This window comes from Lentzea alba (genome assembly GCF_011067745.1).
GTDB classification, from domain to species: Bacteria; Actinomycetota; Actinomycetes; order Mycobacteriales; family Pseudonocardiaceae; genus Lentzea; species Lentzea alba.
Map to the genome: position 1 here is coordinate 271,566 of NZ_JAAMPJ010000007.1, position 25,538 is coordinate 297,103.

The following is a 25,538-nucleotide window of genomic DNA, read 5'->3' on the forward strand; positions in this document are numbered from 1 at the left end:
TGTGCGCCGGTCTGATGACAGTTCGCGCGCAGCACGGTGCAGTCAGAAGGCCGTGTAGCCCCCGTCCACGGGGAGGACGGCACCGGTGACGTAGGACGACTCCGAGCAGGCGAGGAAGAGCACCGCGTCGGCGACCTCTTCCGGAGTGGCGAGTCTGCGCAGGGGGATGGAGTCCTCCCTGGTGCGCTGATAGGCGGCAGGATCAGACCGCTGCTGAATCGACGCCTCGATGACGGGCGTCAAGGTGAGGCCAGGAGCCACCACGTTGACGCGGATGTTGCGGGACGCCCATTCGATGGCGGCACCACGCGCGAGCGCGATGAGACCGCCCTTGGCAGCGGAGTACAAGGTCTCCCCCGGTTTGCCTACCATGCCCAGGCGCGAACTGACGCACACCATCGAGGCGCCCGACTCCGGTGCCAGAGGCATCAGGTGTTTCATGACCAGGAACGCGCTGAGAAGGTTGCCGTGGAGCACGTCCCGTGCGTCGTCGTAGCTCATCTTCTCCAACGGGCTGGACGCCTGGAGCCCGTGGCAGAGAACGACCACGTCGACGGTTCCCCACCGGTCCGCCGCCCTGGCGGCGAGCTCGGCGACGAACGCCTCCTGATTGAGGTCGCCCGGGAGGTAGAGGTCGTCCGGACGGTTCTCGGTCAGCTCGGGGCGCCGTCCGGTGAGCAGGAGGTTGGCGCCCTCCCGGCGGAAGTGGGAGGCGACCGCCTGGCCGATCCCGCTCGATGCCCCGGTGATCACGGCGTTGACGTGCTTCAGTCTCATGTTCGTTCCCCTCAAGCACGTATTCCACTATGTGGCACGCCATGCTAATTTATGGCACGACAGTCCCACCCCCGGAAGGGGCGGTCAAGAGATGTGAGAAGAGAATGCAGAAGACCAACAGGGGGTAACGCGTGGAGATGAAGAGCGTGACCAGGTCGCTGCGCATCCTGGAGGCGGTTGCGCAGCACCAGCCGGTCACGGTGGGAGAGCTGACCAAGCTCTTCGGACTGCCCAAGTCGACTGTGCAGCGCACGCTCGTCACGCTGCACGAGGCTGGATGGTTGCGCGCCAGCCGGAAGGACACGACGCGCTGGGAGATCGGCGCGCGTGTGCTCGCCGTGCGCCCGGCGGCACTGCAGGGCTCCAGCCTGCTCGCGGCCGCCCGTGACCCGATGATCCGGTTGCGGGACAAGGTGAACGAGACGATCCACCTGTCCGTGCCCGATGCGTTGGACTGCATGGTGGTGGTCGACCGCATCGACTCGTCGCACGCGGTGCGCACGTTCCACGAGATCGGCGACATTTCACCGCTGCACGCCACGGCGGGTGGGCGGGCGATACTGGCCAACACGGGCAAGTCCGATCTGGACGAAGTCCTCGCCAGGCCGCTGGAGAGCTACAGCGAGGCCACCCTCACCGATCCGCAGCAGCTCAGGGCGGAGCTGGAGCAGGTGTCTGCGAACGGCTACGCGCTCAACCGCAACCAGTTCCGGCCCGGTGTGTGCGCGATCGCCTCGGCGATCCTGGATTCCGACGGCTCACCGCTGGCCGCGGTGGTGGTCTCCATGCCGGACTCCCGCTTCGAGGAGGCCCGGCTCCCAGAACTGGGGCGCCTGGTCGCGGAAACCGCCAAGGAAATCTCCGCCCGCAGGCTGGGTTCCTGACGTTGACGGGGAGCTTTCCCGACCTGGAAGGCTCCCCGTCGATCTCTCGGTCAGGACACCGGCACGGCGACGTACTTGTAGTCGAGGAACTCGTCGATGCCCACGCGGCCGCCCTCGCGGCCGAGGCCGGACTGCTTCACGCCGCCGAACGGCGCGGCCGGGTTGGAGACCAGGCCGGTGTTGAGGCCGACCATGCCCGCCTCCAGCCGTTCGCTGACCCGCAGCGCCCGGTCCAGCGACTCGGTGAACACGTAGCCCACCAGGCCCCACTCGGTGTCGTTGGCCTGCCGCACGACCTCGTCCTCGTCGTCGAACGTGAGGATCGCCGCGACCGGGCCGAAGATCTCCGTGCCCATCAGGTCGCTGTCCGGCGACACCCGGCTCAGCACGGTCGGCGGGTAGAAGCTGCCGGGGCCGTCCGGAGTCCGGCCGCCCGCGAGGACTCGCGCGCCGCGCTGGACGGCGTCCTCGACCAGGCGCTCCACCTTGCGGCGGCCGTTCCGGTCGATCAACGGCCCGACGTCGACCCCCGGCTCGGTACCGGGTCCGACGTTCAGCGAGCTCATGCGTGCGGAAAGCCGCACGGCGAACTCCTCGGCGACGTCGCGGTGCACGAAGAACCTGTTCGCCGCGGTGCAGGCCTCACCCATGTTGCGCATCTTGGCGACCATCGCGCCGTCGACCGCCTTGTCCAGGTCGGCGTCGTCGAACACGATGAACGGCGCGTTGCCGCCCAGCTCCATCGACGTGCGCACGACCTGCTCGGCGGACTGCTCGAGCAGCAGCTTGCCGACCTGGGTGGATCCGGTGAAGGACAGCTTGCGGACGCGGCCGCCGCGCAGCAGCGGTTCGACGACCTCGCCCGGCTTGGACGTCGTGACGACGTTCAGCACGCCGTCCGGCAGTCCGGCCTCGCGCAGGATCTCGGCCAGCGCGAGGCTGGACAGCGGGGTCTGCGGCGCGGGCTTGAGCACCATCGTGCAGCCGGCCGCGACCGCCGGGCCGATCTTGCGGGTGCCCATGGCCAGCGGGAAGTTCCACGGCGTGATGAGCAGGCATGGTCCGACCGGGCGGCGCATCAGCAGCATCCGGTTCCTGCCGTCGGGCAGGGTGCCGAAGCCGCCCTCGATCCGCACGGCCTCCTCGGAGAACCAGCGGAAGAACTCCGCCGCGTACGCGACCTCACCCCTGGCCTCGGCCAGCGGCTTGCCCATCTCGGTGGTCATCAGCAACGCGAGCTCGTCGGTGCGCGAGATGATGATGTCGTAGGCGCGGCGGAGGATCTCGCTGCGCACCCGCGGTGCGGTGGCGGCCCACTCCTCCTGCACGCGCACCGCGGCGTCCACGGCGAGCTGCGCGTCCTTGGCTCCCGCGTCGGCGACGTGGCAGACGACCTCGCCGGTCGCCGGATTGTCGACGGGCATGGTGGCGCCGTCCGCGGCGTCCACCCACGTGCCGCCGATGAACAACTGCTTCGGAACGTCGATCACGGGTTACCTCCTGGGTCGAGCAGCTCTGCCAGGTGCACGGCGCGAACACCGAGGTGGTCGGCCTGGGTGGCGCAGCTGAAGCCGTCCGCCACGACGACGGCATCGGGGTTTTCTTCCAACCGTGGCCGCAGCGACAGGTTCGCGACGGCCATCGACGTGTCGTAGTGCTGTTCCTCGAAACCGAAGTTGCCCGCGAGCCCGCAGCAACCTTCCGCCTCGGTCACCTTCCGGACGCCGAGCCCGCGAAGCAGGTCGCGCGGGCCGCCGAAGGTGGCGTACTCGTGGCAGTGCGTCTGCAGCACCAGGGATTCCGGCACCGCCGGAATCCAGTCCGAAGTGGACAGTTCGGTCAACGCGGACGTGAGCGTGTGCACCCGTGCCGCGACCCGCCGGGCGGCGTCGGTGCCGAGCAGTTCGGGCACGTCCCGCTTCAACGCGGCCGCGCAGCTCGGCTCCGTCACCACGATCGGCAGGTCGCGGTGCGGGCCACGATCGAGCCGGGTGATGGTGCGGGCCATCACCCGGCGTGCCACCGACAGCTGACCGGTGCTGACCCACGTGAGGCCGCAGCACAGTCCACTGCTCGGTGTGCAGGGCAGGCCGGCGGCGCCGAGCACGCGGTAGGCGGCGCCGGCGACCTGCGGACGGAAGGCGCGCGTGAAGCTGTCCACGAACAGCACCGCGGCCGGTCTGCCGACCGCCGTGCCCAGGACTTCCCGCAGCGCACGGCGGGACGCGAAGGGCGGGATGGCTCGCCGTCGGGTGACACCGCCCAGCCACGCGGCCACCTTGCCCAGCGGTCCGCGCAGGACCGCGTTGAGCGGCCGTGCGACGTAGCCGGCGAGCTTGGAGGTCGCGGGCAGCCATCCCAGCGAGTAGTGCGAGCGGGGCCGGAGCCGGCCGCGATAGTGCTGGTGCAGGAACTCGGCCTTGTAGGTGGCCATGTCCACGCCGGTCGGACAGTCGGAGGAACACGCCTTGCACGACAGGCAGAGGTCCAGCGCGTCCTTGACCTCCGTCGAACGCCAGCCGCCCCGCACGACGTCACCGCGCAGCATCTCCTGCAGCATCCGGGCGCGCCCGCGGGTGGAGTGGTTCTCCTCCCCCGTCGCGCGGTAGCTGGGACACATCACGCCACCGGAGTTGCTGCGACAACGGCCGACGCCGACGCAGCGGCGGACCGCGCCCGCGAAGCCGTCCTGGTCGTGGGGGAACGTGAAGAGAGTCGTCCGTCCCTGCGGCCGCGGGACGTCCAACGCAAGATCAGCATCCGCCGCCGACGGTGCCACGATCACGCCGGGGTTCAGCAGGCCGTCCGGGTCGAAGACCCGTTTGAAGGCCTCGAACGCCCCGATCATCGCCGGGCTGTACATGACCTCCAGCAGTTCGCTGCGCGCCCGGCCGTCGCCGTGCTCGCCGGACAGGGTGCCGCCGTGGCGCACGACGACCTCGGCCGCCTCGCGCAGGAACCGGCGGGTGGCGTCCCTGCCCTCCTCGCTGCCGAGGTCGAAGTCGATGCGCACGTGCACGCACCCGGCACCGAAGTGTCCATAAAGGACTCCGGTGAGCCGGTGGGCCGCCAGCAGCGCGCGGAAGTCACGCAGGTAGCCCGCGAGGTTCTCGGGCGCGACCGCCGCGTCCTCCCAGCCCGGCCACGACTCACCGCCGTCGACCAGCCGGGCGGCGAGGCCCGCGCCGTCCTCGCGCACCCGCCACAGCGAACGCCGCTGGACCTCGCTGTCGACGACCCGCCCGTCGAGCATGCGGCCGCGTGCTTTCAGCGTGTCGAGCAGCTGCCCGGCGCGGACGGCGACGTCGGTCTCGTCGTCGCCGTCCAGCTCGACGTACAACCAGGCGCTGCCGTCCGGCAGACCGGTGACCGAGCCGGAACCGCGCCGGGCACGCATGGTGGCAACGATCGCGGAGTCCATGCCCTCCACCGCGGTGGGCGTCCACCGCAGGATCTCCGGCACGTCCTCGGCGGCGTCCACGACGTCGTCGTAGCCCAGAGCCAGCAACGTCGCGGCCGCGGCCGTCGGCACGAGCCGCACGGTCGCCGCCACCACGACGGCACACGTGCCCTCCGTGCCGACCAGGGCACGGGCCAGGTCGAAGCCGTTCTCCGGCAGGAGGTGGTGCAGCTGGTAGCCGGACACCTGGCGTGGGATGCGGCCCAGTTCGGTCCGGATCGGAGCGAGGTTCGCACCGATCAGCCCGCGCAGGGCTGCCTCCAGCTCGGCGGTCGCGCCGTAGTCCGCGGGGTCGGCGGGACGCAGACCGGTGTGGTCGGCGATCGCGTGCAGACCGTCGATGGTGACGATCTCCAGCGACTCGACGTGGCCGCTCGTGCGCCCGTGCCGCACGGACCGGTTGCCGCACGCGTCGTTGCCGATCATGCCGCCGATCGTGCAGCGGCTGTGCGAGGACGGATCAGGGCCGAAGGTGAGGCCGTGCGGCGCGACCGCGTCACGCAGGTCGTCCAGCACGACGCCGGGCTCGACCCGAGCGGTGCGGGCGTCCGGGTCGATGCCGAGGATCCGGTTCATGCCGCGGGAGAAGTCGAGCACGAGGCCCGGCCCGACGGCGTTGCCCGCCATGCTCGTGCCGCCTCCCCGCGCCGTGACCGACACGCCGAGCTCCCGGCAGGCCCGCAGCGCCGCGGAGACCTCCTCGGGTGAACGGGGGAAGGCCACGGCGCGAGGCGCCACCCGGTAGTTGGAGGCGTCGTAGGCGAAGGGCGCAGTTCCTCCGGCCTCCGACTCCACCCTCAGTCCGGGGGCGGTCTCGGCTAGCAGTCGCACCAGCGGGTCGGTTGTCATCGACCCGACACTCCTGCTTCCACTGCGGCGGACCAGGCCCGCAGCCCCTCGTCGACGGCGTTCTCGTCGATGACGAGGGCGGGGATCATCCGCACGACCTGGTTCCACGCGCCGCAGAGCAGCAGGAGCAGGCCCTGGTCCACGGCGGCGCGCTGGACCCTGCCCGCGGTCTCCGGGTCCGGGCTGCCGTCCTCGGTGACGAACTCGGTCGCGAGCATCAGCCCCGCGCCCCGCACGTCGCCGATGCCCGGCGTCCTGGCGGCGACCGCCTCCAGGCCTGCCCGCAGCCGCGCGCCCATCAGCTCGGCGTTCTGCACGAGCTTCTCCTCCTCGACGACTTCCAGCGTGGCGACGGCCGCGGCACACGCCACGGCGTTCGCGCCGTAGGTGCCGCCCTGCGAGCCGGGCCACGCCTTGCTCATCAACTCCTCGCTCGCCGCGATACCGGAGAGGGTGAAGCCGCTGGCCAGGCCCTTCGCGGTGACGAGGATGTCCGGCGCGACCCCTGCGTGCTCGTGGCCCCAGAACCGGCCGGTGCGTCCGACGCCGGTCTGCACCTCGTCGAGGATCAGCAGGAAGCCGTGTCGGTCGGCGCGTTCACGCAGCCCCTCCAGGAACGCGCGGGGCGCCGGGACGTAGCCGCCCTCGCCCAGCACCGGTTCGACGATGAGCGCCGCGGTGTCGGCGGGCGAGGAGATCGTCTGCAGCACGTAGTCGAGTTCCTGCAGGGCGAAGCGCGTGGCGGTGTCCTCGTCCCATCCGTAGCGGTAGGCCGTCGGGAACGGCGTGACCACGACCCCGCTCATCAACGGGGAGAAGCCCGAGCGGAACCGCGTGCCGGAGGTCGTCATGGAGGCGGCGGCGACCGTCCGGCCGTGGAAACCACCGTGGCAGACCAGGATGTTGGGCCTGCCGGTGGCCTGCCGCGCGAGGCGCATCGCCGACTCCACGGCCTCGCTGCCGGAGTTGACGAAGAACAGGCTGTCGAGGCCCTGCGGGAGCACCTCGCCCAGCTTGTCGACCAACCGGCGCAGGGGCCGGTGCATGACCGTCGTGTACTGGCCGTGGATCAGCGTCGCGACCTGTTCCTGGGCGGCGGCCACGACCTTGGGGTGGCAGTGCCCGGTGCTCGTGACGCCGATGCCCGCGGTGAAGTCGAGGTAGCGCCGGCCGTCCTCGCCGTACAGGTGCACGCCCTCGCCGCGGACCGCGACGACGGGCGTGGCTTGGCGCAGGTGGGGCGACAGTGCGGTCATGGTCATCTCCCGGCCGAGTGGTCGTGTTCGCCTTGCGGTCACCTGAGCGTCGCCGGAGCGACTACCTCCCACAACGCGCGTTCTGTCTGGCCGAGGGGCGTTGTTCGGACGTTTTGTCAACCCAGAGCGGCAGGTGCGGGCACCGGGACCGTCCCGCGATCGGCGAGATCCGCGCTTGCGCTGGTGAGAGCCGCTTGTCAAAGTGACGGTGTGTCCGAGAACCCAGGCCCCCCGACCGTGGCGAACGTCCTGGCGCTGCCCGTGCTGGCCGGGGGTCTGCCGGAGGTCGTCGCCGGCGAACCGGGCCTGGACCGGCCGGTGCGCTGGGTGCACATCACCGAGCTGACCGACCCCGCGTCGTTCCTCAAGGGCGGCGAGCTGGTCCTCACCACCGGCGTGCCACTGCCCAACGACGCCTCGCAGGTGCGCCGCTACGTCGACGAGCTCGCCGACATCGGCGCCGCGGCACTGGTGCTCGAACTGGTCCGCCGTTTCCACCGCGCGCCCGACGCCCTGATCCGCGCCTGCCGGGCACGCGACCTCCCGTTGATCACCCTGTCGCGGGACGTCAACTTCCTCGAGGTCACGCAGGTCGTCCACGCGCTGATCCTGGGCAACCAGACCGAGGTCCTGCGCCGCACCCAGCAGATCCACGACACCTTCACCGCTCTGACGTTGCGCGGCGCCGGACCGGAGGACGTGGTCCGGACAGCGGCCGAGATGAGCCACCGCACCGTCGTGCTGGAGAACCTGGCCCATCAGGCGGTGATCTGCGAACCCGTCGGAGGAAGCGCGGAAGAGGCGCTCTCACACTGGGAACGGCGGTCGAGGGCCACCACCGTCGAGGTCGGCACCACGGTGCACGAACCGGACGGCTGGCTGGCCACCCCCGTCGAGTTCCAGGGCGAACGCTGGGGCCGGGTCGTCATGCTGCCCACGCCGGGCGCCGCCGGCTTCAGCGCCGAGGACATCACCGTGCTCGAACGAGCAGCGATGACGTTGACCATCGCCCGGCTCATCCACTCCACGTCCTGGGAGCGCCGTGCGCACCGCCACGTTCTGCGTGACCTGGTTGAACAACGCCACCGGTCCCCCGCCGAAGCCCGAGCCCGTGCCACGGCACTGGGGCTGCCGGCGACCGACGCCACCTTCCTCGCCGTGCTGATCGACACCCACCAGAACGCGACCGAGGTCGAAAACCTGATCGCACCGGCGCTCGAACAGACAGGCCTGGTGGGCGCGCTCGAAGAGCGGCGCGTAGGGGCCCTGCTCTCCCTGCGCCGCGGACAGCCTTGGCAGTCCACTGTGGAGCAACTGAGCCGCACCGCACGTGAGGTGGATCCCGACGCGGTGGTGAGCGTCGGGTGCGAGGTGACCGACCTCTCGCACGCTGCCCGTTCCTTCCGCGAAGCCGGACGAGTCGCCGAAGCCGTGCTTCCGGGCTCCAGCGAACAGCTCTACCACCAGCTCTCCGACATCGGCCTGCGGCACCTGCTCCACACCTTGCGCAACGACGTGCGCGTCCAGGACTACGTCGAACGGCAGGTCGGCCGCCTGATCGAACACGACGCCCGGCACGGCACCGAACTGCTGCCCACGTTGCGCTGCTACCTCGACGCAGCAGGCAACAAGACCATCGCCGCCCGCCGCAACGGCCTCTCCCGGCAGACGCTCTACGAACGCCTGCGAATGCTGGAACGACTGCTCGACCGCGACCTCGAAGTGGGCGAGCAACGCACCGAGCTGCACGTCGCTCTCCTCGCGCTGGACGTTCTTCGAACGTCCTGACGAGACACGGCTCGGGCGCACGACTCCACTCGGGCCGCAGTTCGGCCAAGCGACCTCGCGCGGGCGCACAGCCGCGATCCTGCCGGACGATGACCGCTCCCCACCGATGCCCGCTGACCTGCACGGACGTACTTCTCGGCGGCGCTCGAGATCCCGGCACGTGGTCAAGGCATCGGGATGATCAGTGTCCGGCAGCCGATCAGCCAACGACTGCGTAAACCCGCGATACCCTGATTTGTTCACGGCAGGGTGCCGTTGCGGCGCAGGTGGTCTCGCGCGTGTTCGATGGCCTCGGGCGTGCTGGCGAACGTTCGCACCCCGTGGGTCTCCAACTGTCGGCGGTGCTCGTCGCGCACGCCGGAGAGCAGCACGGTGACGCCCCTGTGTTCCAGTCTCTCGACGGCGTCCCGCAGGACCAGCGCGCCGGTCCCGTCCATTGCCGACACGTGGGACATGCGCAGTATCACCACGGAGACCGCCGAGATCTCGGTGAGCTCCAGGAGGAAGCGGTGTGCCGCAGCGAAGAACAGCGGTCCGTCCAACCGGTAGGCAACGATGTGCTGCGCGAGCAGTTCATGTTCCTCCTGGGTGTGGTCGCCGGGCTCCAGCGGTTCCTCGTCGATCCGCGCCGACCTGGCGACGGCGCGCAGCGCCAGCCCTCCCGCCACGACGAGACCGAGGATCACGGCGGTGACCAGGTCGAGTGCCAGCGTCGCGAGTGCGGTGAGGGCGAGCACCACCGCGTCGGAGCGGTTCGCACGCATCAGCACCCGCACGGAACCCACCTCGACCATCCGCACCGCCGTGGCAAGCAGAACGCCAGCCAGCACGGCCAACGGGATGCGTTCGACCACAGAGGCCGCGGCCAGCATGATGGCTGCGAGCGTCGCGGCGTGCACCAGGGCCGCGAGTCGCGAGCTCGCACCGGACCGGACGTTGACCGCCGTCCTCGCGATCGCGGCGGTCGCGGGCACGCCACCGAACATCGGCGTGATGACGTTCGCGATGCCCTGGCCGAAGAGCTCTCGGTCGGGGTCGTGCCGCTGGTTCACGCTCATGCCGTCGGCGACCGTCGCGGACAGCAGGCTCTCCAACGCGGCGAGCGCGGCCACGGCGACTGCGGACGGAAGCAGCGACCACAGCGCGCCGAAGTCCAAAAAGGACAGTGAAGGCGCCGGCAGGAACGCGGGCAACGTGCCGATTCGCGGCACGGGCAGGGACCAGATCTCCGCGACCACCGTGCCCGCCGCGACGGCCAGCAGCGAGAACGGGATCGCCGGTTTCCAGCGCGCGCCGACGAGCATGATCGCGACGACTCCGCCCGCGAGGGCGACCGCTGGCAGGGCCGGGCCGGAACCGAACGCGTGGACCGCGTTCACCACGACGTTGTGCCCGTCCGGGGTGGGCACACCGAGTGCCGCTGGGATCTGCTGCAACGCGATGACAGCAGCGATCCCGATGGTGAAGCCCTCGACCACCGGAGCAGGTACGTACCGCATGTAGCGCCCGGCTCTGGCCACAGCCAGGGCGAGTAGCAGCACACCCGCGAGCAGGCCGACGGTGAGCACGCCGCCCGGCCCGAACGTCGCGACGATCGGCACCAGCACCACCGTCATCGCGCCGGTGGGACCGGACACCTGCAGGCTCGAGCCGCCGAAGACCGCGGCCAAGGCGCCCGCGACGATCGCGGTGGCCAGCCCGGCGGCGGCGCCGAGGCCCGACGCCACCCCGAACCCCAGTGCCAGCGGCAAAGCCACGACCGCGACCGTCAACCCCGCGACGACATCTCTCGGCGTCGCGGCCGACCAGTCCGCCTTGACGGGCAGGAAGGCTCTCACGCGGAATCCTCGCGCAACTGCGCCAGCAACTCGTTCTGCCCAACCAGCAGCTCCGTCAGGATCCTCCTGGCCGCCTTCATCAGATCGGCCACGTCCGCACCCGCGAGCGCGTACACCACCGTCGAACCTTCACGAGTCGCAGTCACGATGCCGGACCTGCGCAACACGGCCAGCTGCGCGGAGAGGTTGGAGGCCTCGACCTCGATCTCGGCGAGCAGATCACGCACCGCTTTCGGGCCGTCCTGCAACAACTCCAGCACCCGGATGCGCACGGGGTGGCCGAGCATCCGGAAGAACTCGGCCTTCGCCTGGTACAGCGGAACCGGCACCGCTCAGCCCTCCTCGGGGGCGTCGACCGCCACCCCGTACTCGTCTTGCCGCCCCACCGCCCGGCGCACGGGACCACGACCTGTCGAATTGAATATTTCTTCAATTCGACACTATACAACCCCGTCAACCGCAGCTCTGCGACCTGATCCCCCACCACCTCAGGTCGCCTCACTCGCGGGATCCAAGTCCTCGCACAAGCAGAAAGGCGCCGGGAGGGGGAGCCCGGCGCCTTTCGCTTGTTCTTCCCTACGACCTCCCTCCCCAGCGGAAGCAGGAGACCGGCCCGACGAAGTTCACCGCGATCGCAAGGGCCCACCACAACTTGCGACCACGTATGAACTCCGTGGGCCGCGTCAACTCCCCACGCGCGCCTGTTCGCTGACGAACTGAACATCGGTCACGCCTGCGATCGCGCGCACGAGCACCTCGGCCACGTGTCGTTCGGTGGCGTTGCCCATCTTGTCCACGATGGACACCTTGCCGCCGGAAACAGCTACCTGCCAGCGTCGCGGGCCGCCGACGACGCCGAGCCGGTTGCGGATCTCGGCCTCGACGACCCAGTCCGCGCGGGTGATCGAGCGGAGCATGTCGCGGCGAGTCACGATGCCCGCGAGACGCCCCTCGTGGACGACCGGCACGCTGCGCACACCGTGCTCGAGCATGAGGTCGGCGACCTCGGCGAGGTCGGTGTTCGGGTCCACCGTCACCGCCGGCCTGACCATCACCTGCGCGACCACGTCCCCTGGCGCCTGCCTGACCTCGGCAGGTTCCCCGTGCACGAGCCACCTCGGGTCCTGCGGCAGGCGGTCCTGCAGCAGCTCGACCTCGCTGACCACGCCTACCAACGTGCCTGCGGTATCCACGACCGGCAGCGCAGTGAAGCCGCGTTCGGCGAGCAGATGGGCGGCTTCACGCGCCGACGTCTCCGGGAACACCACAACCACGTCGGTGGTCATCACGTCTCTGGTCCTCATGGCGCTCCTTCAGCCGAAGATCTCGGTCTGGCGGGTGTGAGTGGTGTCGTTCCACTCAGGACGGAGGTTGTTGTGCACGTCGACCACACCCGGCAGGACGCGCACGAGGTGTTCGGCGATCTCGACCTCGCTCTGCCGCTCCAACTTCCCCCGCACCGACACCACGCCGTCGGTCACCGCCACGTAGATGGAGTCCGGGTCCACCCACAACATCCGGCCGAAGACCTCGTCGCGGATCGTGGTGCGCAGCTCCTCGTCGTCACGCAGGAAGAGCTTGAGCAGGTCACGGCGAGACAGCACGCCGACCAATGCGCCGTCGGCGTCGATCACGAAGAGTCTGCGGACTCCCGCCGCGGCCAGTTCACGAGCGGCAACGCTGACGGCGAGATCCGGCGAAATGCTCTTCACCGGCGACGTCATCACGTCGCGGGCGGTCACCCCGCCCGCCTGCTCCCACCTGTGTTTCTCGGCGCCGCCCGCGAACAAGCCCGGCCGGTCGGCGGTTCCACCGCGGAACTCCTCCTTCGGCATCAGGTCAGCCTCGGACACGACTCCGACGGGGTAGCCGCCGTCGAGCACCGGTACGGCACTGATCTTGTTGTTCTCCAGCAGCTGCACGAGTTCCTTGAACGAGCTGCCGACATCTGCGGTGATCACCTCACGTGTCATCAGCGAGGCGACTGTCGGTTCACGCATGACACCCTCCGGCGATCTCTGGTCTCTGTGCCTTCAAGCCTTCTCGCGGGTACTGCCGGCGAACACCTCCCAAGGGCGCGGCCTGGCCGTGACGCGGGTCCCGGCCAGGCCGGGACGTAGGCCCCTCACCCGCGCCCGCTCGTGCTGCGAACTTCAAGGCAGGACTTCAACTGGAGGTGAGCGGCATGGACCGCGGTCAGCCGGATGAGACGACGGTGCGAGCGGCGGTGGCACTCGCCGCACGCGCGCCGTCGGTGCACAACTCCCAGCCGTGGCGCTGGGAAGTCGGTGCACGCAGCCTGCACCTGTATGCCGATCGCGCCCGCACGCTGCCCGCGACCGACCCCCTTGGCGCTGACCTGATCGTCAGCTGCGGTGCCGCGCTGCACCACCTGCGGGTCGGACTCGCCGCACTCGGCTGGCGAGCGAAGGTGCACCGGCTGCCCAACCCCGCGCTGCCCGACCACCTGGCCGCGATCGAGTTCATGCCGTTCGAGCCGAGCGCGTCACACGTGGCACTGGCAGCCGCGATTCCGCGCAGGCGCACGGATCGCCGAGCCTTCTCCTCGTGGCCGGCGCCGGACGAGATCCTGCAACAGCTCGTGGTGGTCGCCCGCGCCGAAGGCGTCGAAGCCCACGTCGTGACCGGGAAGGCACGCGACGAGCTCCTGGCCGCGATCGGCAAGGCAGCCGACGTCCAGGCAGCCGACCCCGCCTACCACGCCGAGATCCGGCAGTGGAGTGGCGTGTACCCCGGCGCCGCGGCCGGGGTTCCGGCCGCGAACATACCTGCGGGGTCGCACCAGTACGGCAACCTCAGGATGCGCGAGTTCGCCCCTGGATCACTGCTTCAAACACGCCAGACCGTGCTCGGTGAGGACGCGGGAACACTCCTCGTGCTGAGCACGTCGTCCGACGACGACCTGTCCCGGCTGCGAGCCGGAGAGGCGACGAGCGCGGTGTTGCTGGAGGCCACGGCGGCCGGCCTGGCCACCTGCCCGCTGAGCCAGCCGCTCGAGGTCGTCGAGACCAGGGAGCTGGTGCGCGACGAGGTTCTCGGTGGCGCCACCTGCCCCCAACTGGTGATCCGCGTCGGCTGGGCCGGGTTCAACGCCGATCCGCTGCCCGCCACTCCCCGCCGCCCCGTCGTCGACCTTCTCCGCGACCAGGAGCAGAAGTGACCACCTACATCCGCGACTTCGCCCCCTCGGCAAGATCCGCGAGGCCCTCCCCGCAGCTGCTGGAGGGGTGCGCTGAACGAACGACGTCGTGACGTCCCGGACTGGTCGGGACCTAGGACCGCGTTGCGGTCTCGCTCCACTGAGAACACTCAGGTCCAGAGTACTTCCTGGGAGGTAACGATGTCCGTTGTTGAAGCTCCGACCCGCAGCCGTACCGGCACGGCCGCGAGATCCCTGGCGGTCCTGCGCATCGCGACCGGGCTGCTGTTCCTCTGGGCGTTCGCCGACAAGGCTTTCGGCCTCGGCTACGCCACGCAGAGCAAGAACGCCTGGTTCTCCGGCGGCTCACCGACCAAGGGCTTCCTCAGCCGCGTCGACGTCGGCCCGTTCGAGTCGACGTTCCACGCCTGGGCAGGAACGTGGTGGGCCGACATCCTGTTCATGGCCGGGCTGTTCGCGATCGGCGTGGCCGTGACTCTCGGCATCGGGCTGCGGATCTCGGCGGCCGCCGGTGCGGTGATGATGGTGCTGATGTGGGCCGCGGAGTGGCCGCCCGCGCAGCACAACTCGGTCGGCGAGGCCACCATGTCCACCAACCCGATCATCGACTACCACGTCGTCTACGCGCTGGTCCTGATCGCGCTGGCGGCCACGGCAGCTGGAGCCACGTGGGGTGTCGCCCGCTGGTGGGCGAGCCTGCCGATCGTGAAAGCCAACTCCTGGCTGCGGTGAACGCAGCTACGGCAGGGGCGCTGCGGCTACGCGGCGCCCCATTCCGCATGCGGCTGCTGTTCTCCCGATGAGCCCCGAGGAACCTGCAGGAATTCGGCGACCCCTTGCCGACGTGACCTACCGGCCGGTCCAGTCCGGCGCGGTCAGCTCCCACTCGAGCTTCCACCAGCGCAGGCGGATCCGCATGTGCAGGAACCGGATCACGACGTAGAGCAACGCCATCGCACCAGAAACCCCGCCCCACAGCAGGAAGGCCATGACGAACGCGCTGATCACCGCGCCGTCGCTCGTCATCGGCGGCTCGACCACCTCACCGCCGCGGTCGATCCAGATACGCACGACGGCACCTCTCGCGGCGTCGTGAGGAGCCGGCACGAGGCCTTCTCGGACCGTGCCATCTGGCAGCCGGTAGGTCGCGATCACCGACGTCGTCTCCACCGCGCCTTCGCTGCGACCGGTCATCTCTGGAGCGTCCTCGACGAGCACGGCGTCAACCTGGGTTCTGTTCGCCTGCTCGACCTCGACTCGCGACTCGTACGCCGCGTACGCCTCCGATCCCACGGCGCCCGCCACCGGGACAGCGAGGGACGCCACCACGACTCCCAGCGCGAGCACCGCGCCCTCGATCCGGTCGCCGCAGGTGGCGAGCGGGTTGCGGCCGGGGAAGACACGGCGGAAGAGCCGGGACATCGGATTCGGGGTCATCATCCACCTCCACCACCAAGACTTCCGGGTGGGCGCGGGCAAGGCCACGATCCGCGCGACCGGTGGCCTTCACCCACTCCTGCAGCGCTCGTAGACTTCGCGCTCAGCCCGCCCATGTGCGTTGCCGCCACTTCTCCAGCTCCACGACGACGTACGCCGCCGCGCTCAGGATGAAGACCACCAGCCAGGGCTGCCAACCGAGCGGCGCGGTGTGGAACAGCGCGTTCATGAAGGGCACGTAGGTCAGCAGCAGCTGCAGGCCCACGGTCAGCGCGACGCCTACGAGCAGCCACCGGTTCGGCCCGGTGCTCGGCCGCCACCGTTCCAGCGACCGGCAGTTGACCAGGTAGGCGATCTGGGCTCCGACGAACACGTTCACCGCCACGGTCCGCGCGACCTCCAAGGTGGCGCCCGACGCGAGCTGCCAGCGGAACGCGCCGAACGAGCAGACGAGCAGGATCGCGGAGACGAACACGATGCGGCCGACGAGCTGCCGGGTCAGCAGCGGGAGCGAAGGCGGAAGCGGTGGGCGGCTCATCACGTTGGGCTCGCGCGGTTCGAACGCCAATGTCAGTCCTAATGCGACAGCGGTGGTCATGTTGATCCACAGGATCTGCACCGGCAGGATCGGCAGCGCTGCGCCGAGCAGGATCGCCGTGAGGATCACCAGGCCCTCCGCCATGTTGGTGGGCAACGTCCAGATGATGAACTTGCGCAGGTTGTCGAAGACCGCACGACCTTCCTCCACAGCGGCGCGGATCGAGGCGAAGTTGTCGTCGGTCAGCACCATGTCCGCCGCCTGCTTGGCGACCTCGGTGCCACCGCGACCCATCGCCACCCCGATGTCCGCACGCCGCAGCGCGGGCGCGTCGTTCACGCCGTCACCGGTCATCGCGACCACGTCTCCCCCGGCCTGGATCTCCTTGACCAGCCGCAGTTTCTCCTCGGGCGCGACGCGGGCGTGGACGTCGGTGATGCCGAACTCCGCGGCGATGGCGCGGGCGGTGGCCGGGTGGTCGCCGGTGATCATCTTGACCTCGATGCCCGCCGCTTGGCAGGCGCGCACGGCCTCGATCGCTTCTGGCCGGGCGGGGTCGTGCATGGCGACGACGCCGAGCAGTTGGACGTTGCCCTGCAGTCCTTCCTCGGTGAGTTCGACGCCCGCCGCGCGGCCGATCGCGAGCACACGCAGGCCGGCGTGAGCCAGTTCCTCCGCTTCGGCGCAGTGGTCAAGTCCAGCCAGCGCGAGGACACGTTCGACGGCGCCCTTGACGTACACGACGTCGTTGGCGTGCCGGGTCGCCATGAACAGGCGTTCCGAGCTGAACGGCAAGGCGTCCAGCCGTTCGGGCACGTCCGCGCTGTCCAGACCGGCCTTGCGGGCCGCCACGACGAGCGCGGCCTCGGTCGGGTCGCCGACCGGCACCCAGCGTCCCTCGTCTTCCACCACGCGGGCGTCGTTGCACGCCAGACCCGCCAGCAGGAGCTCGCGCAACGCCGGCGTCGCCGACGGTGAGATGGTTCCGGTGGGCTCGTAGCCGATGCCGGACAGGTCGAACCGCGTTCCTGCGGCCACGACGGTGCTGACCGTCATCGCGTTGGCCGTCAGGGTTCCGGTCTTGTCGGTGCAGATCACGGTGGTGCTGCCGAGGGTCTCGACGGCGGGCAGCCTGCGGATGATCGCGTTGCGCCGGGCCATGCGGGCCACGCCGATCGCGAGTGTCACGGTGACGGCGGCGGGCAGTCCTTCGGGGATCGCGCCGACGGCCAGCGCCACGGCGGCGGTGACCATCGCGGCGAGTGGTTCGCCGCGCAGCACGCCGACGACGACGCTGACCGCGGCGAGCCCGAGGATCACCACGGTCAGGATCTGGCTGAAGCGCGCGAGCTTGCGGGTCAGCGGCGTCTGCACGGTCGTGGTCGTGCTGACGAGCCGATGCACGCGACCGATCTCGGTGTCGGCACCGGTGGCGACCACGACACCGCGTCCACCGCCCGCGGTCACCAGCGTGCCGGAGTAGGCCATGTTGGCGCGGTCGGCCAGCGCGGTGTCCGAGGGCAATGCGACCGGACTCTTCGCCACCGCGACGGACTCGCCGGTCAGCGCCGACTCGTCGATGCGCAGTTCCTCGGTGCCCATCAGCCGGAGGTCGGCACCCACTTGGTCTCCCGCCTCCAGCAGAACGACGTCGCCCGGCACGAGTTCCGCCGACGACACCCGTGCCGGGAGCCCGTCGCGCACCACCGTGACCTCGGTGCGCACCATGGCCACCAGTGCGTTCAGCGCACGCTCGGCGCGCGCCTCCTGGATGAACCCGACGATGGCGTTGACCACGACGACGCCGAACACCACGGACGCGTCGACGACCTCGCCGAGTGCCGCCGTGATCCCGCCGGCCGCCAGCAGCACGTAGATGAGCGGGTGGTGCAACTGCTGGAGCAGCCGCACCACCCAGCTCGGTCCGCGCCGCGCGGGCAGTTCGTTGGGCCCGAGTTCAGCCAGGCGCTCCTGCCACTGGACGGTGGAGAGCCCGGTGGCCTCGTCGGTCTCGGCGATCAGGACGACCTCGGCCACCGGCAGTCCGTGGTGGACGACGTCCTCGCGGTCAGCTGTGGACAGCGGCACGACCGGCCTCCGTGGTGCGGCTCATCAACTGAAGGACGGAAAGCCACGTGGCCACGCCGACAACCTGCCCGTCGTCGAGGACTGGCGCGCACCGCACCTCGTAGCGGCTCATCGCGTCGAAGAGTGCCGCAGCAGGCGTGTCCGCCGTGGTCACCAGCTCCGGCTGCGACATCACCTGCTGCACGAACGGTGACGGCACGCCTTCCTTGCCGCGCATCACGTCGACTCTCGTGACCACGCCCAGGAACACGCCCTCGTCGACGACGGGCAGCATGCTGAGCCCGAAGTCGTCCATGAGGCCGCCCGCGTGGCGGGCGAAGTCGCGTGGCCCGACCGTGACGAGCGGGCGGATCATCGCGTCGCGGACGTTCATCGCGTCGTCTCCGCGAGCTCGCGGTCGTTCACCGGGATGACGACGATCGGCGCGTGTGCGTGCCGCACCACGTGCATGCTCGTCGAGCCGAGCACCATCTGGCGGATCCGGTGGTCGGTGTGCGAGGCGACGACCAGCATCGCGGCGCCCTCCGAGGCCTTCTCCAGCGTTTCGGCCGCGTCGCCGCGGAGGCTCTGCCGGATGATCTCGGGCAGCTCCTGACGCTTTTCCGACGCCTTCTGCACTGCCTTGTCGATCAGAGCCTGCGACTCGGCCCGCACTCGCTGCTCGGTGGTCTCGGTCCAGTCCGTCAACGCCTCGAACGTCCAGGCGTGGATGACGTGCAGCGAGCATCCGCGCACCACGGCCTCGTCCAGCGCCCACTCCAGTGCTCGGTGAGACGCGGGCGTTCCGTCGATACCCACAACGATCGGCTTGGTGATCATGGCTGTTCTCCCTCGGTTTCTGGTCAGGTGGTGCGCAGGCGGCGCAGGAACGGGTCGCTGGGCTGGGCCGGTGCGACGCGCACGCGCGCGTCCACGACCACGCATCCGGTCTCGGTCAACAGCAGCGGGTTGATGTCGAGTTCGACGACCTCGGGCAGTGCGCCGGCGAGTTCGGCTACCCGCAGCAACACGTCTCGCACGGCTTCCTCGTCGGCGTCGGCGAGGACGTGGCCCGCGGTTCGGAACCCGTGCAGCAGGTCGTCAGCGTCCGCTGTGGACAGTGGTGCCAGCGCGGCGGCGCGGTCGTCGAGCAGGTCGGTGTCCACGCCGCCGAGTCCGGTGACCACGAGCGGCCCGAACTTCTCGTCGGTGACGACGCCGACGAGCAGCTCGCGGCCGCCGGTGGCCATCGGTTGCACGAACACTCCGCGCAGCCGGTCGCCGAAGCGTTCTTGGAAGGCGCGGAAGGCTTCCGCCACAGCGCCCGCGTCGGTAACTCCGAGTTCCACGCCGCCTCCCTTGCTCTTGTGCAGCAGGTCGTCGGCCACCGCCTTGAGCGCGACCGGGCAGTCGTACGCCTGCTGTGCCGCAACGGCGTGCTCCACGGTGGTCGTGAGCGTTCCGCCGAGCACAGGCAGCCCGAACGCGTTCAGCAACGAAACGACTTCGTCCGGCGGCAGCCATCCGTCCCGGTCAGCCACCAACGCTCTCGCCGCGTCGAGATCCATGCGGCTGAGGCGGGCGAACTCGCGAGGCCGGGCCAGCCATTCGGCGCGCTCCACCAGCCTTGCCAGCGCCGCGGCGGCACGGGCAGGTTCGGCGTAGCAGGGCACTTCGCCCGCGAGCCGTTCGGTTTGGCCTGTGCGCACAGCGAGAACTGGCTTGCCGTCGACGTTGTGCACGCCGGCGGTGGGATCGCCCAGCGCCGTCGGCACGGTCACGGTGATCACGGCGTCGACCGCCGGGTCCGCGCCGATGATGTCGAGGCAGCGCGCGAAGGTCTCCTCGTCGACGACCGCGGTGGTGTCGACCGGGTTGTGCAGGCTCGCCGTAGTGGGAACCAATTCCGCCAGCGCTGTGCGCGTCTTGTCACCGAGCTCGGCCACGTGCAGTCCCTGCCGCATGCAGGCGTCCGCTGCCAGCACGCCGAGTCCACCGGCGTTGCTCAGCACGGCGACCGACCGTCCACTGGGGAGCGGTTGCCAGCTCAACGCCATGACGGCGTCGGTCAGTTCCGGCACGCTGTCGACCGCGATCACGCCCGCCTGCCGGAACAACGCGTCCCTGGTGACCGAGGGCGTCGCGGTCGAGGCGGTGTGCGAGGCGGCGGCGCGCTGGCCAGCCTCGCTGGTGGCCGCGCGGATCGCCAGCACCGGTTTGGCCGCGGCGACCCGGCGGGCGAGGCGGGCGAACTTGCGCGGGTTGCCGAAGGACTCCAGGTACAGCGCGATGATCCGGGTGTCCTGGTCGTGCTCCCACCACATCAGCAGGTCGTTGCTGCTGATGTCGAGCTTGTCGCCGGTGGAGACCAGGTTCGACAGCCCGAGTCCGAGGCGGCGCAGCTCTTCCTGCACGCCGATCGCGATGCCGCCGGACTGGGTGGCCACCCCGATGCCGCCCGCGAGCGTGCGGTCCGCGGCGAAGGTGGCGTTCATCCGCACACCCGGCGCACTCGTCGACACACCAAGGCAGTTCGGCCCGACGAGCCGCATTCCACGTGCACGAACGGCTTTCAGCAGTTCCTCGGCGTCGACGCCGGACGAGATGACGACCAGAGCCTTGACACCACGGCGACCGCACTCTTCGGCGACGGCGGGTACGGCCTTCGCCGGTACGCACAGCACCGCCAGTTCGGGTGCCTCAGGCAGCTCGCTCACCGAGCCGTAGCAGTCGACACCCGCCACGGACTTCGCGTGCGGGTTCACCGCGTACAGGTCGCCCGTGAAGCACCCCTTCAGCAGGTTGCGCAGTACCGCGTGTCCCACCGATTCCGGCGACCGACCGGCCCCGATCACGGCGATCGACGCAGGCCGCAACACGTGGGCCAGGCTCGCGACGTCGGCGACCGACTCGCGCGCGCTCATCGCGTCGAGGTAGGTGTCGCCGGGTTCCAGCACGAGCTCGACGTAGACGACCTCACCGTCGGGCACGATGCCCGTGACCAGGCCCATGTCCGTGAACACGCGCAGCATCCGGCCGTTGATCGTGAGCACCTCGGCGGTGAAGCGCCGCACGCCTCGACTGCGCGCCAGCGAGGCCAGGTGTTCGAGCAGAAGCGTGCCGACGCCGTGGGTTTGCTCGGCGTGCGAGACGACCAGCGCAACCTCGGCGAAGTCCGTCTCCCGCACCACCACGTAGCTCGCGGCCCCCAGCAACCGGTTCTCCCGGAACGCGCCGAGCACCACGTGCCGCGGCGCGTCCGGCGAGATCATCCGCTCGACGAAGTCCTCCAGCTGCCGCGGCGACGTGCTGAAGAACCTCAGGTACCGGTCCTCGACCGGCAACCCGCGGTGCAGCTCGAGCAGGGCCGGCACGTCGTCCGGTCCCAGCTCGCGCACCGTGACGACCGAGCCGTCCGTCAGCAGCGCCGCCGCCGCGTTCACAGCAGTGGTCCGGGAGTCAGCGGTGCGGCCGTGGCAGCGAGTGCGTGGTCCTGCTCGACCTTCACCTCGCGGACCACAACAACCGGGCACGAGGCGTGGTGCACGCAGTAAGCACTCACCGAGCCGAGGATCGCCTCGACGATCCTGCTGTGCCCGCGGCTACCGACCACCAGCAGCGCCGCGTCCGCCGACGCTTTGAAGAGCACGTCGCGCGCGTCGCCTTCGACCAGGATCCGGCGGATCTCCACGCCCTCGAGCCCCTCCACCGACCGGTCGAGGACCCGCTGGGCCGCCGCCTTCATCGCCTGGGGCGACACGTCGGCGAACACCTCGGCGGGCAGTGGCCCGATCATCACGCCGTAGTCCGCGTGCCACGCCGTGACCGCGTCGACCGCGCACCCGCGCCTGCGGGCGTCCTCGACAGCCCATCGCAGCGCGGCCAGCGAAGCAGGTGATCCGTCAACTCCGACCACCACGGGCCGGGACTCGTTCTCGCTCATGTACTTCAGCCTCGCGGGCGGCGTCGCCGCCGGTGAGTGCCCGCGGTCCCCCGCCGCTCGGGACCTTGGTCCCCGGCCTACCAGGCCATGCCCAGCCCGACCGCGACGATCACGGGCGCGAGCCACGCGGCGAGTCGGAGCGCGAACCCAGGCCCGCCGGCCACCGTGGCCAGAACGAGCTTCACCACCGTGTTCGTCGCCAGCGCCGCGCCACAGGCCAGCACGGCGGTGTGCACCGGAACCGACTGGGGTGCAAGGGAAGCGGCTGCGATCGCGGCGGCGTGCGCATCGGCCAGTCCTCCGAGCGCGCCAGCGGCCACCACTCCCCCGACACCGAGCCGGTCCGCCGCCGCGCCGGGCTCGGACGTGCGCAGGTACCAGGCGATGACAAGCGCGGCCACAGCGCCGAGCGCGACCCCGAGCGCGACCGGCGAGAGTGCCGCGCTCACCGCTCCAGCGAGCGCGATCAGCGGAAACGTCCGCGAACCGGCGGGACGGGTCGAGTTGTGCGCGTTGTCGTGCTCGCGCTCCACCCCGAGCAGCAGGCCGATCGCGAGCGCCGTCGCGAGGTGGCTGAGTGCGACAGCGGTCTCCACGGCTCAGCCCGCGTGCGACCGCGCGGCTTCGTCCTCGGCCGTGACGATGTGCGCGTCCGGGCCGGGGAACACCAGCGCTTCGTGTTCGGTGTCCAGCCGGCGCACGACGTGGGGCGGCCCGTCGCCTGCTTTCGCTCTCATGGCGTCCTCCATCCGAGTCGTGCGATCGAGGGTTCGCCTCGCACGGGCGCGTGAGCAGTGCGGATGGGCTCGCCCGGCTCGTGACGTTGGTCCCTGCCGGCACGTAGATCCCGCCGCCACGCTGAATCCGAGCGATGGGAGCAGCCATGAGGACACCTGTGATCCTGGTCGGCGTCGACGGTTCGCCGGAGTCGCGCGCCGCACTGCGGTGGGCGATGGAAGAGGCCGCGCACCGAGGAGCCAGGGTGGAGGCGATGCTCGCCTATCACCAGGAGCCTGTGGTCGTGCCGGCCGTGCCGATGGGCCTCAACCCCTACGGCGAGTTGCCCCAACGTCACCCCGCCCGCGAACTCCACGAGGCCGTGCAACAGGTGCGGGCCACGATGCTCCACGCGCCCGACGTCGCCGAGTGCGTCGTCGTCGGTGACGCGGCGAACCACCTCGTCGAGGCCTCGAAACACGCCGAGCTGCTGGTGATCGGCACGCGCGGACGCGGAGCCGTCCGCGAATTCCTCTCGCACGGAGTCGCTGCGGAGTGCCTGCGCCACGCGGAGTGCCCAGTCGTGGTCATTCCCCCGACGGCAACCCGGTAGGAAATCGACTTCGCGCCGCGCTCATCGTCGTCGAGCTGCAGTTCGCCGACTTCCCCTTCATCGCCAAGACGAAGGGGAAGTCGGCCGGTAACGCGGCCTAATCGGGCCGCACGATCGCCAACGGGCACGGCGCGTTGTAGACGAGAGCCTGACTCGTCGAGCCGAGCAACATGCCGGCGAACCCGCCGTGCCCGTGGCTGCCCACCACCACGAGCTGCGCCTCAGCCCCGTACCGCATCAACGCGCGCACCGGCCGATCGCGCACAACAACCGGATGCACTTGCACGTCCGGGTACTTCTCCTGCCACCCGGCGAGCCGCTGCGCCAACAGCCGCCGCTCGTCCTGCTCCACCTGCCCCCAGTCCACAGTGAACCGCGAGGCGCTGTACGCGCTCTCCACCATGAAGTCGGTCCAGCACATCACCACGGTGAGCTGAGCGTCGCGCAGGGAGGCCGACTCGAAGGCGAACGCCAGGGCGGCCTCACTCGTCGGAGAGCCGTCGACCCCGACGACCACCGGGCCGTCAGGCACAGACGTGCCACGCACCACGACGACGGGACTCTTTCCGTGCGCCGCGAGCGCCAGAGCGGTGGAGCCGACGACCATGCCGGTCACGGTGCCCAAGCCCTGCGAGCCGACCACGACGAGCCGAGCGGTCTTCGACTCCTCGATGAGCAACGTGGTGGAGCCGCAGCACACGATCTCCGTCGTCACCTCGACCTCCGGCGCCGCCGCCCGCGCGGCCGCCACCGCCTCCTCCAGCTTGTCGCGGCCGAGGCTCTCGATCGCCTGGCGGATCTCGTTGCCGGTGAGGATGATCTCGGGGTAGCCGCGCGTCGGCAGCACGTAGGCGTGCACGAGCCGCAGCGGCACCTTGTGGCGGGCGCACTCCTGTGCGGCCCAGGTGACGGCGGTCAGCGCCGAGGCGGAGCCGTCGACTCCGACCACGATCGGGGCGGATGGGGCTTTCATCGTTGTCCTCCAGTCAGAACACGGGCGCGGAGCACTCCCGGCACCGCGTCGGCGAGTGCGACGAGCACCCGTTCGGTTTCCTCGTCAGTGGTCGCGGCACCGATCACGGCTTCGCCGTCGTGAACCGTGACCGTCCACTTGCGACCGCCGCCGTACACGTCGAGTACGCGCTGGACTTCCGCGGTCACCGTCGTGTCCGCCCTGGCGAGCGCCCGGACCAGGTCGCGGCGGGTGACAACGCCGATCACCGCGGAGCCGTCGACGATCGGGACGCACCGCCGGCGGTCGTCGATCATGACGCGGGCCAGCATCTCCGCGGGTGCGGCGGCGTCCATCGCCACGGCCGGCGTGGTCATCACGTCGGCGACGACGGTGCCGGTCTCATCGAGGTACTTGCCGCGCACGAGGTCGGCTTCGGTCACGATGCCGACGAGCTGCTTGTCGTCGTCGACGACGGGGAGCGCGGTGAACCCGTGCGAGACCATCAGCGCGGCCGCGCCCTTGAGCGGTACGACCGGGGTCACGGTGATCACCGGGCTGGTCATGATGTCCCGAGCACGCATGGCGGAACTCCCTTCCGAGATCAACGCTAGGAATCAGAACGCCCGGCGGACGCTGTCGTTGGTCCCGCGCCGACCGGGCCCTTCGCACCGACGATCGCCAACGCCTGCGCTCTGGCCTCTCCCCCGCCGGACGCCGCGGTGTACCGGATGGCAAGCACGGGCGGTCCGCGCTGTACACGGGCGCCATCCCGGCCGCCTCGACGACTTCCGCGGACTCTGCTGGGTTCCACCGCATGCCTCGACGATTCCGCCCAACCGCGCACCGATGACAGGGCGGTCCTGCTCACCTGGAACGGGCACTTGGACTCTCCGCACAGCCTGGTCGACCGGAAGAACCTGGTCACGACGACGGAGGCGATGACGATGACCTGGTACTACGGCACCCCGATGGGCTGGGGCGGGTTCACGATGATGACGCTGACCATGCTGCTGTTCTGGGGTGGTGTGGTCGCTCTGGTCGTCATCGTGCTGCGCCGGCTCCCGCACGACGGCTCAGCGACCCGCATACTGGAACAGCGCCTGGCCAAGGGCGAGATCGACACCGAGGAGTTCGACCGGATCCGGAGGACACTCGATTCCCGGTGACAGGGTCTTTGGGCCCTGTGTGACCCCCGGCCGGCTGAGAGATCGTGACCTCGGAAACGATCGAGGAGA

Annotated in this window: 24 protein-coding genes; 6 read left to right on the top strand and 18 right to left on the bottom strand. The window is 70.2% G+C overall.

The window, feature by feature from the left end; all coding sequences use genetic code 11:
* Nucleotides 1–42 precede the first annotated feature (42 nt).
* Complete coding sequence (locus G7043_RS26055) at nt 43–777, bottom strand: SDR family NAD(P)-dependent oxidoreductase (RefSeq protein ID WP_166049798.1); 735 nt, start codon at nt 775–777, stop codon at nt 43–45.
* 146 nt (nt 778–923) lie between these two features.
* Between G7043_RS26055 and G7043_RS26060 the strand changes: the two genes are divergently transcribed.
* Entirely contained in the window at nt 924–1,661 is a 738-nt protein-coding gene (locus G7043_RS26060; protein WP_207311729.1) for an IclR family transcriptional regulator, read from the top strand.
* Between the two features lie 50 nt (nt 1,662–1,711).
* Here G7043_RS26060 and G7043_RS26065 read toward each other — a convergent pair whose 3' ends face one another.
* Genes G7043_RS26065 through G7043_RS26075 form a run of 3 tightly spaced genes read right to left on the bottom strand, consistent with a single transcriptional unit; the run spans nt 1,712 to nt 7,226 of the window.
* Nucleotides 1,712–3,151, bottom strand: a complete 1,440-nt coding sequence (locus tag G7043_RS26065; protein ID WP_166049800.1) for an NAD-dependent succinate-semialdehyde dehydrogenase — start codon at nt 3,149–3,151, stop codon at nt 1,712–1,714.
* A complete protein-coding gene (locus G7043_RS26070; protein ID WP_166049803.1) occupies nt 3,148–5,970 on the bottom strand; it encodes an FAD-binding and (Fe-S)-binding domain-containing protein in 2,823 nt (940 codons plus the stop codon). The genes G7043_RS26065 and G7043_RS26070 overlap by 4 nt, the downstream gene beginning before the upstream one ends.
* Complete coding sequence (locus G7043_RS26075; protein ID WP_166049804.1) at nt 5,967–7,226, bottom strand: aspartate aminotransferase family protein; 1,260 nt, start codon at nt 7,224–7,226, stop codon at nt 5,967–5,969. The genes G7043_RS26070 and G7043_RS26075 overlap by 4 nt, the downstream gene beginning before the upstream one ends.
* Before the next feature lie 210 nt (nt 7,227–7,436).
* Here G7043_RS26075 and G7043_RS26080 point away from each other — a divergent pair, with 210 nt between their 5' ends.
* Nucleotides 7,437–9,014, top strand: a complete 1,578-nt coding sequence (locus G7043_RS26080; RefSeq protein WP_166049806.1) for a PucR family transcriptional regulator — start codon at nt 7,437–7,439, stop codon at nt 9,012–9,014.
* 239 nt (nt 9,015–9,253) lie between these two features.
* Here the strand turns inward: G7043_RS26080 and G7043_RS26085 are convergent, their stop codons facing one another.
* The 4 genes from G7043_RS26085 to G7043_RS26100 form a co-directional block, all read right to left on the bottom strand.
* Nucleotides 9,254–10,852: a SulP family inorganic anion transporter gene (locus G7043_RS26085; RefSeq protein WP_166049808.1), complete on the bottom strand. Its 1,599-nt coding sequence runs from the start codon at nt 10,850–10,852 to the stop codon at nt 9,254–9,256.
* On the bottom strand, nt 10,849–11,181 hold the full coding sequence (locus tag G7043_RS26090; protein ID WP_090072848.1) for an ArsR/SmtB family transcription factor: 333 nt from the start codon (nt 11,179–11,181) through the stop codon (nt 10,849–10,851). The genes G7043_RS26085 and G7043_RS26090 overlap by 4 nt, the downstream gene beginning before the upstream one ends.
* A 354-nt stretch (nt 11,182–11,535) precedes the next feature.
* Nucleotides 11,536–12,156 (bottom strand): CBS domain-containing protein, encoded by a 621-nt coding sequence (locus G7043_RS26095; RefSeq protein WP_166049810.1) that lies wholly within the window; start codon nt 12,154–12,156, stop codon nt 11,536–11,538.
* A 9-nt stretch (nt 12,157–12,165) separates the two neighbouring features.
* A complete protein-coding gene (locus G7043_RS26100) occupies nt 12,166–12,852 on the bottom strand; it encodes a CBS domain-containing protein (RefSeq protein WP_166049812.1) in 687 nt (228 codons plus the stop codon).
* A 185-nt stretch (nt 12,853–13,037) separates the two neighbouring features.
* Between G7043_RS26100 and G7043_RS26105 the strand changes: the two genes are divergently transcribed.
* Together G7043_RS26105 and G7043_RS26110 are read left to right on the top strand one after the other, a co-directional pair.
* The gene (locus G7043_RS26105) at nt 13,038–14,033 is read left to right on the top strand and encodes an Acg family FMN-binding oxidoreductase (RefSeq protein WP_166049815.1); all 996 of its coding nucleotides are present in this window, start codon (nt 13,038–13,040) and stop codon (nt 14,031–14,033) included.
* A gap of 180 nt (nt 14,034–14,213) precedes the next feature.
* Nucleotides 14,214–14,765: a DoxX family membrane protein gene (locus G7043_RS26110; RefSeq protein ID WP_166049817.1), complete on the top strand. Its 552-nt coding sequence runs from the start codon at nt 14,214–14,216 to the stop codon at nt 14,763–14,765.
* 117 nt (nt 14,766–14,882) lie between these two features.
* Here G7043_RS26110 and G7043_RS26115 read toward each other — a convergent pair whose 3' ends face one another.
* From G7043_RS26115 to G7043_RS26150, 8 genes are all read right to left on the bottom strand, one after another.
* On the bottom strand, nt 14,883–15,473 hold the full coding sequence (locus G7043_RS26115; protein ID WP_166049819.1) for an Rv1733c family protein: 591 nt from the start codon (nt 15,471–15,473) through the stop codon (nt 14,883–14,885).
* Nucleotides 15,474–15,573: 100 nt separating this feature from the next.
* Entirely contained in the window at nt 15,574–18,096 is a 2,523-nt protein-coding gene (locus tag G7043_RS26120; protein ID WP_313888072.1) for a cation-translocating P-type ATPase, read from the bottom strand.
* Nucleotides 18,077–18,469: a CBS domain-containing protein gene (locus tag G7043_RS26125; protein WP_166049821.1), complete on the bottom strand. Its 393-nt coding sequence runs from the start codon at nt 18,467–18,469 to the stop codon at nt 18,077–18,079. The genes G7043_RS26120 and G7043_RS26125 overlap by 20 nt, the downstream gene beginning before the upstream one ends.
* Entirely contained in the window at nt 18,466–18,915 is a 450-nt protein-coding gene (locus G7043_RS26130; RefSeq protein WP_166049823.1) for a universal stress protein, read from the bottom strand. Before G7043_RS26130 ends, G7043_RS26125 begins: the two co-directional genes overlap by 4 nt.
* 23 nt (nt 18,916–18,938) lie before the next feature.
* A complete protein-coding gene (locus G7043_RS26135) occupies nt 18,939–21,518 on the bottom strand; it encodes a bifunctional acetate--CoA ligase family protein/GNAT family N-acetyltransferase (RefSeq protein ID WP_166049825.1) in 2,580 nt (859 codons plus the stop codon).
* A complete protein-coding gene (locus G7043_RS26140; RefSeq protein ID WP_166049827.1) occupies nt 21,515–22,018 on the bottom strand; it encodes a universal stress protein in 504 nt (167 codons plus the stop codon). Before G7043_RS26140 ends, G7043_RS26135 begins: the two co-directional genes overlap by 4 nt.
* A 77-nt stretch (nt 22,019–22,095) precedes the next feature.
* A complete protein-coding gene (locus tag G7043_RS26145; RefSeq protein WP_166049829.1) occupies nt 22,096–22,614 on the bottom strand; it encodes a DUF4010 domain-containing protein in 519 nt (172 codons plus the stop codon).
* Nucleotides 22,615–22,617: 3 nt separating this feature from the next.
* Nucleotides 22,618–22,755, bottom strand: a complete 138-nt coding sequence (locus tag G7043_RS26150; RefSeq protein ID WP_207311730.1) for a DUF1918 domain-containing protein — start codon at nt 22,753–22,755, stop codon at nt 22,618–22,620.
* Nucleotides 22,756–22,901: 146 nt separating this feature from the next.
* Between G7043_RS26150 and G7043_RS26155 the strand changes: the two genes are divergently transcribed.
* On the top strand, nt 22,902–23,348 hold the full coding sequence (locus tag G7043_RS26155; protein WP_166049833.1) for a universal stress protein: 447 nt from the start codon (nt 22,902–22,904) through the stop codon (nt 23,346–23,348).
* A gap of 97 nt (nt 23,349–23,445) precedes the next feature.
* Here G7043_RS26155 and G7043_RS26160 read toward each other — a convergent pair whose 3' ends face one another.
* Nucleotides 23,446–24,321: a universal stress protein gene (locus tag G7043_RS26160; protein WP_166049835.1), complete on the bottom strand. Its 876-nt coding sequence runs from the start codon at nt 24,319–24,321 to the stop codon at nt 23,446–23,448.
* Nucleotides 24,318–24,884 (bottom strand): CBS domain-containing protein, encoded by a 567-nt coding sequence (locus G7043_RS26165; protein ID WP_166049837.1) that lies wholly within the window; start codon nt 24,882–24,884, stop codon nt 24,318–24,320. Before G7043_RS26165 ends, G7043_RS26160 begins: the two co-directional genes overlap by 4 nt.
* A gap of 300 nt (nt 24,885–25,184) precedes the next feature.
* Between G7043_RS26165 and G7043_RS26170 the strand changes: the two genes are divergently transcribed.
* The gene (locus G7043_RS26170; protein WP_242642673.1) at nt 25,185–25,469 is read left to right on the top strand and encodes an SHOCT domain-containing protein; all 285 of its coding nucleotides are present in this window, start codon (nt 25,185–25,187) and stop codon (nt 25,467–25,469) included.
* The last annotated feature ends 69 nt before the right edge of the window (nt 25,470–25,538 follow it).

What these genes read in the sequence shown, in the direction of transcription:
- G7043_RS26165 (WP_166049837.1), bottom strand. Translation starts at nt 24,884, where the DNA reads ATGCGTGCTCGGGACATCATGACCAGCCCGGTGATCACCGTGACCCCG.
- G7043_RS26055 (WP_166049798.1), bottom strand. Translation starts at nt 777, where the DNA reads ATGAGACTGAAGCACGTCAACGCCGTGATCACCGGGGCATCGAGCGGG.
- G7043_RS26075 (WP_166049804.1), bottom strand. Translation starts at nt 7,226, where the DNA reads ATGACCGCACTGTCGCCCCACCTGCGCCAAGCCACGCCCGTCGTCGCG.
- G7043_RS26160 (WP_166049835.1), bottom strand. Translation starts at nt 24,321, where the DNA reads ATGAAAGCCCCATCCGCCCCGATCGTGGTCGGAGTCGACGGCTCCGCC.
- G7043_RS26105 (WP_166049815.1), top strand. Translation starts at nt 13,038, where the DNA reads ATGGACCGCGGTCAGCCGGATGAGACGACGGTGCGAGCGGCGGTGGCA.
- G7043_RS26150 (WP_207311730.1), bottom strand. Translation starts at nt 22,755, where the DNA reads ATGAGAGCGAAAGCAGGCGACGGGCCGCCCCACGTCGTGCGCCGGCTG.
- G7043_RS26110 (WP_166049817.1), top strand. Translation starts at nt 14,214, where the DNA reads ATGTCCGTTGTTGAAGCTCCGACCCGCAGCCGTACCGGCACGGCCGCG.
- G7043_RS26095 (WP_166049810.1), bottom strand. Translation starts at nt 12,156, where the DNA reads ATGAGGACCAGAGACGTGATGACCACCGACGTGGTTGTGGTGTTCCCG.
- G7043_RS26130 (WP_166049823.1), bottom strand. Translation starts at nt 18,915, where the DNA reads ATGATCACCAAGCCGATCGTTGTGGGTATCGACGGAACGCCCGCGTCT.
- G7043_RS26155 (WP_166049833.1), top strand. Translation starts at nt 22,902, where the DNA reads ATGAGGACACCTGTGATCCTGGTCGGCGTCGACGGTTCGCCGGAGTCG.
- G7043_RS26125 (WP_166049821.1), bottom strand. Translation starts at nt 18,469, where the DNA reads ATGAACGTCCGCGACGCGATGATCCGCCCGCTCGTCACGGTCGGGCCA.
- G7043_RS26100 (WP_166049812.1), bottom strand. Translation starts at nt 12,852, where the DNA reads ATGCGTGAACCGACAGTCGCCTCGCTGATGACACGTGAGGTGATCACC.
- G7043_RS26140 (WP_166049827.1), bottom strand. Translation starts at nt 22,018, where the DNA reads ATGAGCGAGAACGAGTCCCGGCCCGTGGTGGTCGGAGTTGACGGATCA.
- G7043_RS26070 (WP_166049803.1), bottom strand. Translation starts at nt 5,970, where the DNA reads ATGACAACCGACCCGCTGGTGCGACTGCTAGCCGAGACCGCCCCCGGA.
- G7043_RS26115 (WP_166049819.1), bottom strand. Translation starts at nt 15,473, where the DNA reads ATGATGACCCCGAATCCGATGTCCCGGCTCTTCCGCCGTGTCTTCCCC.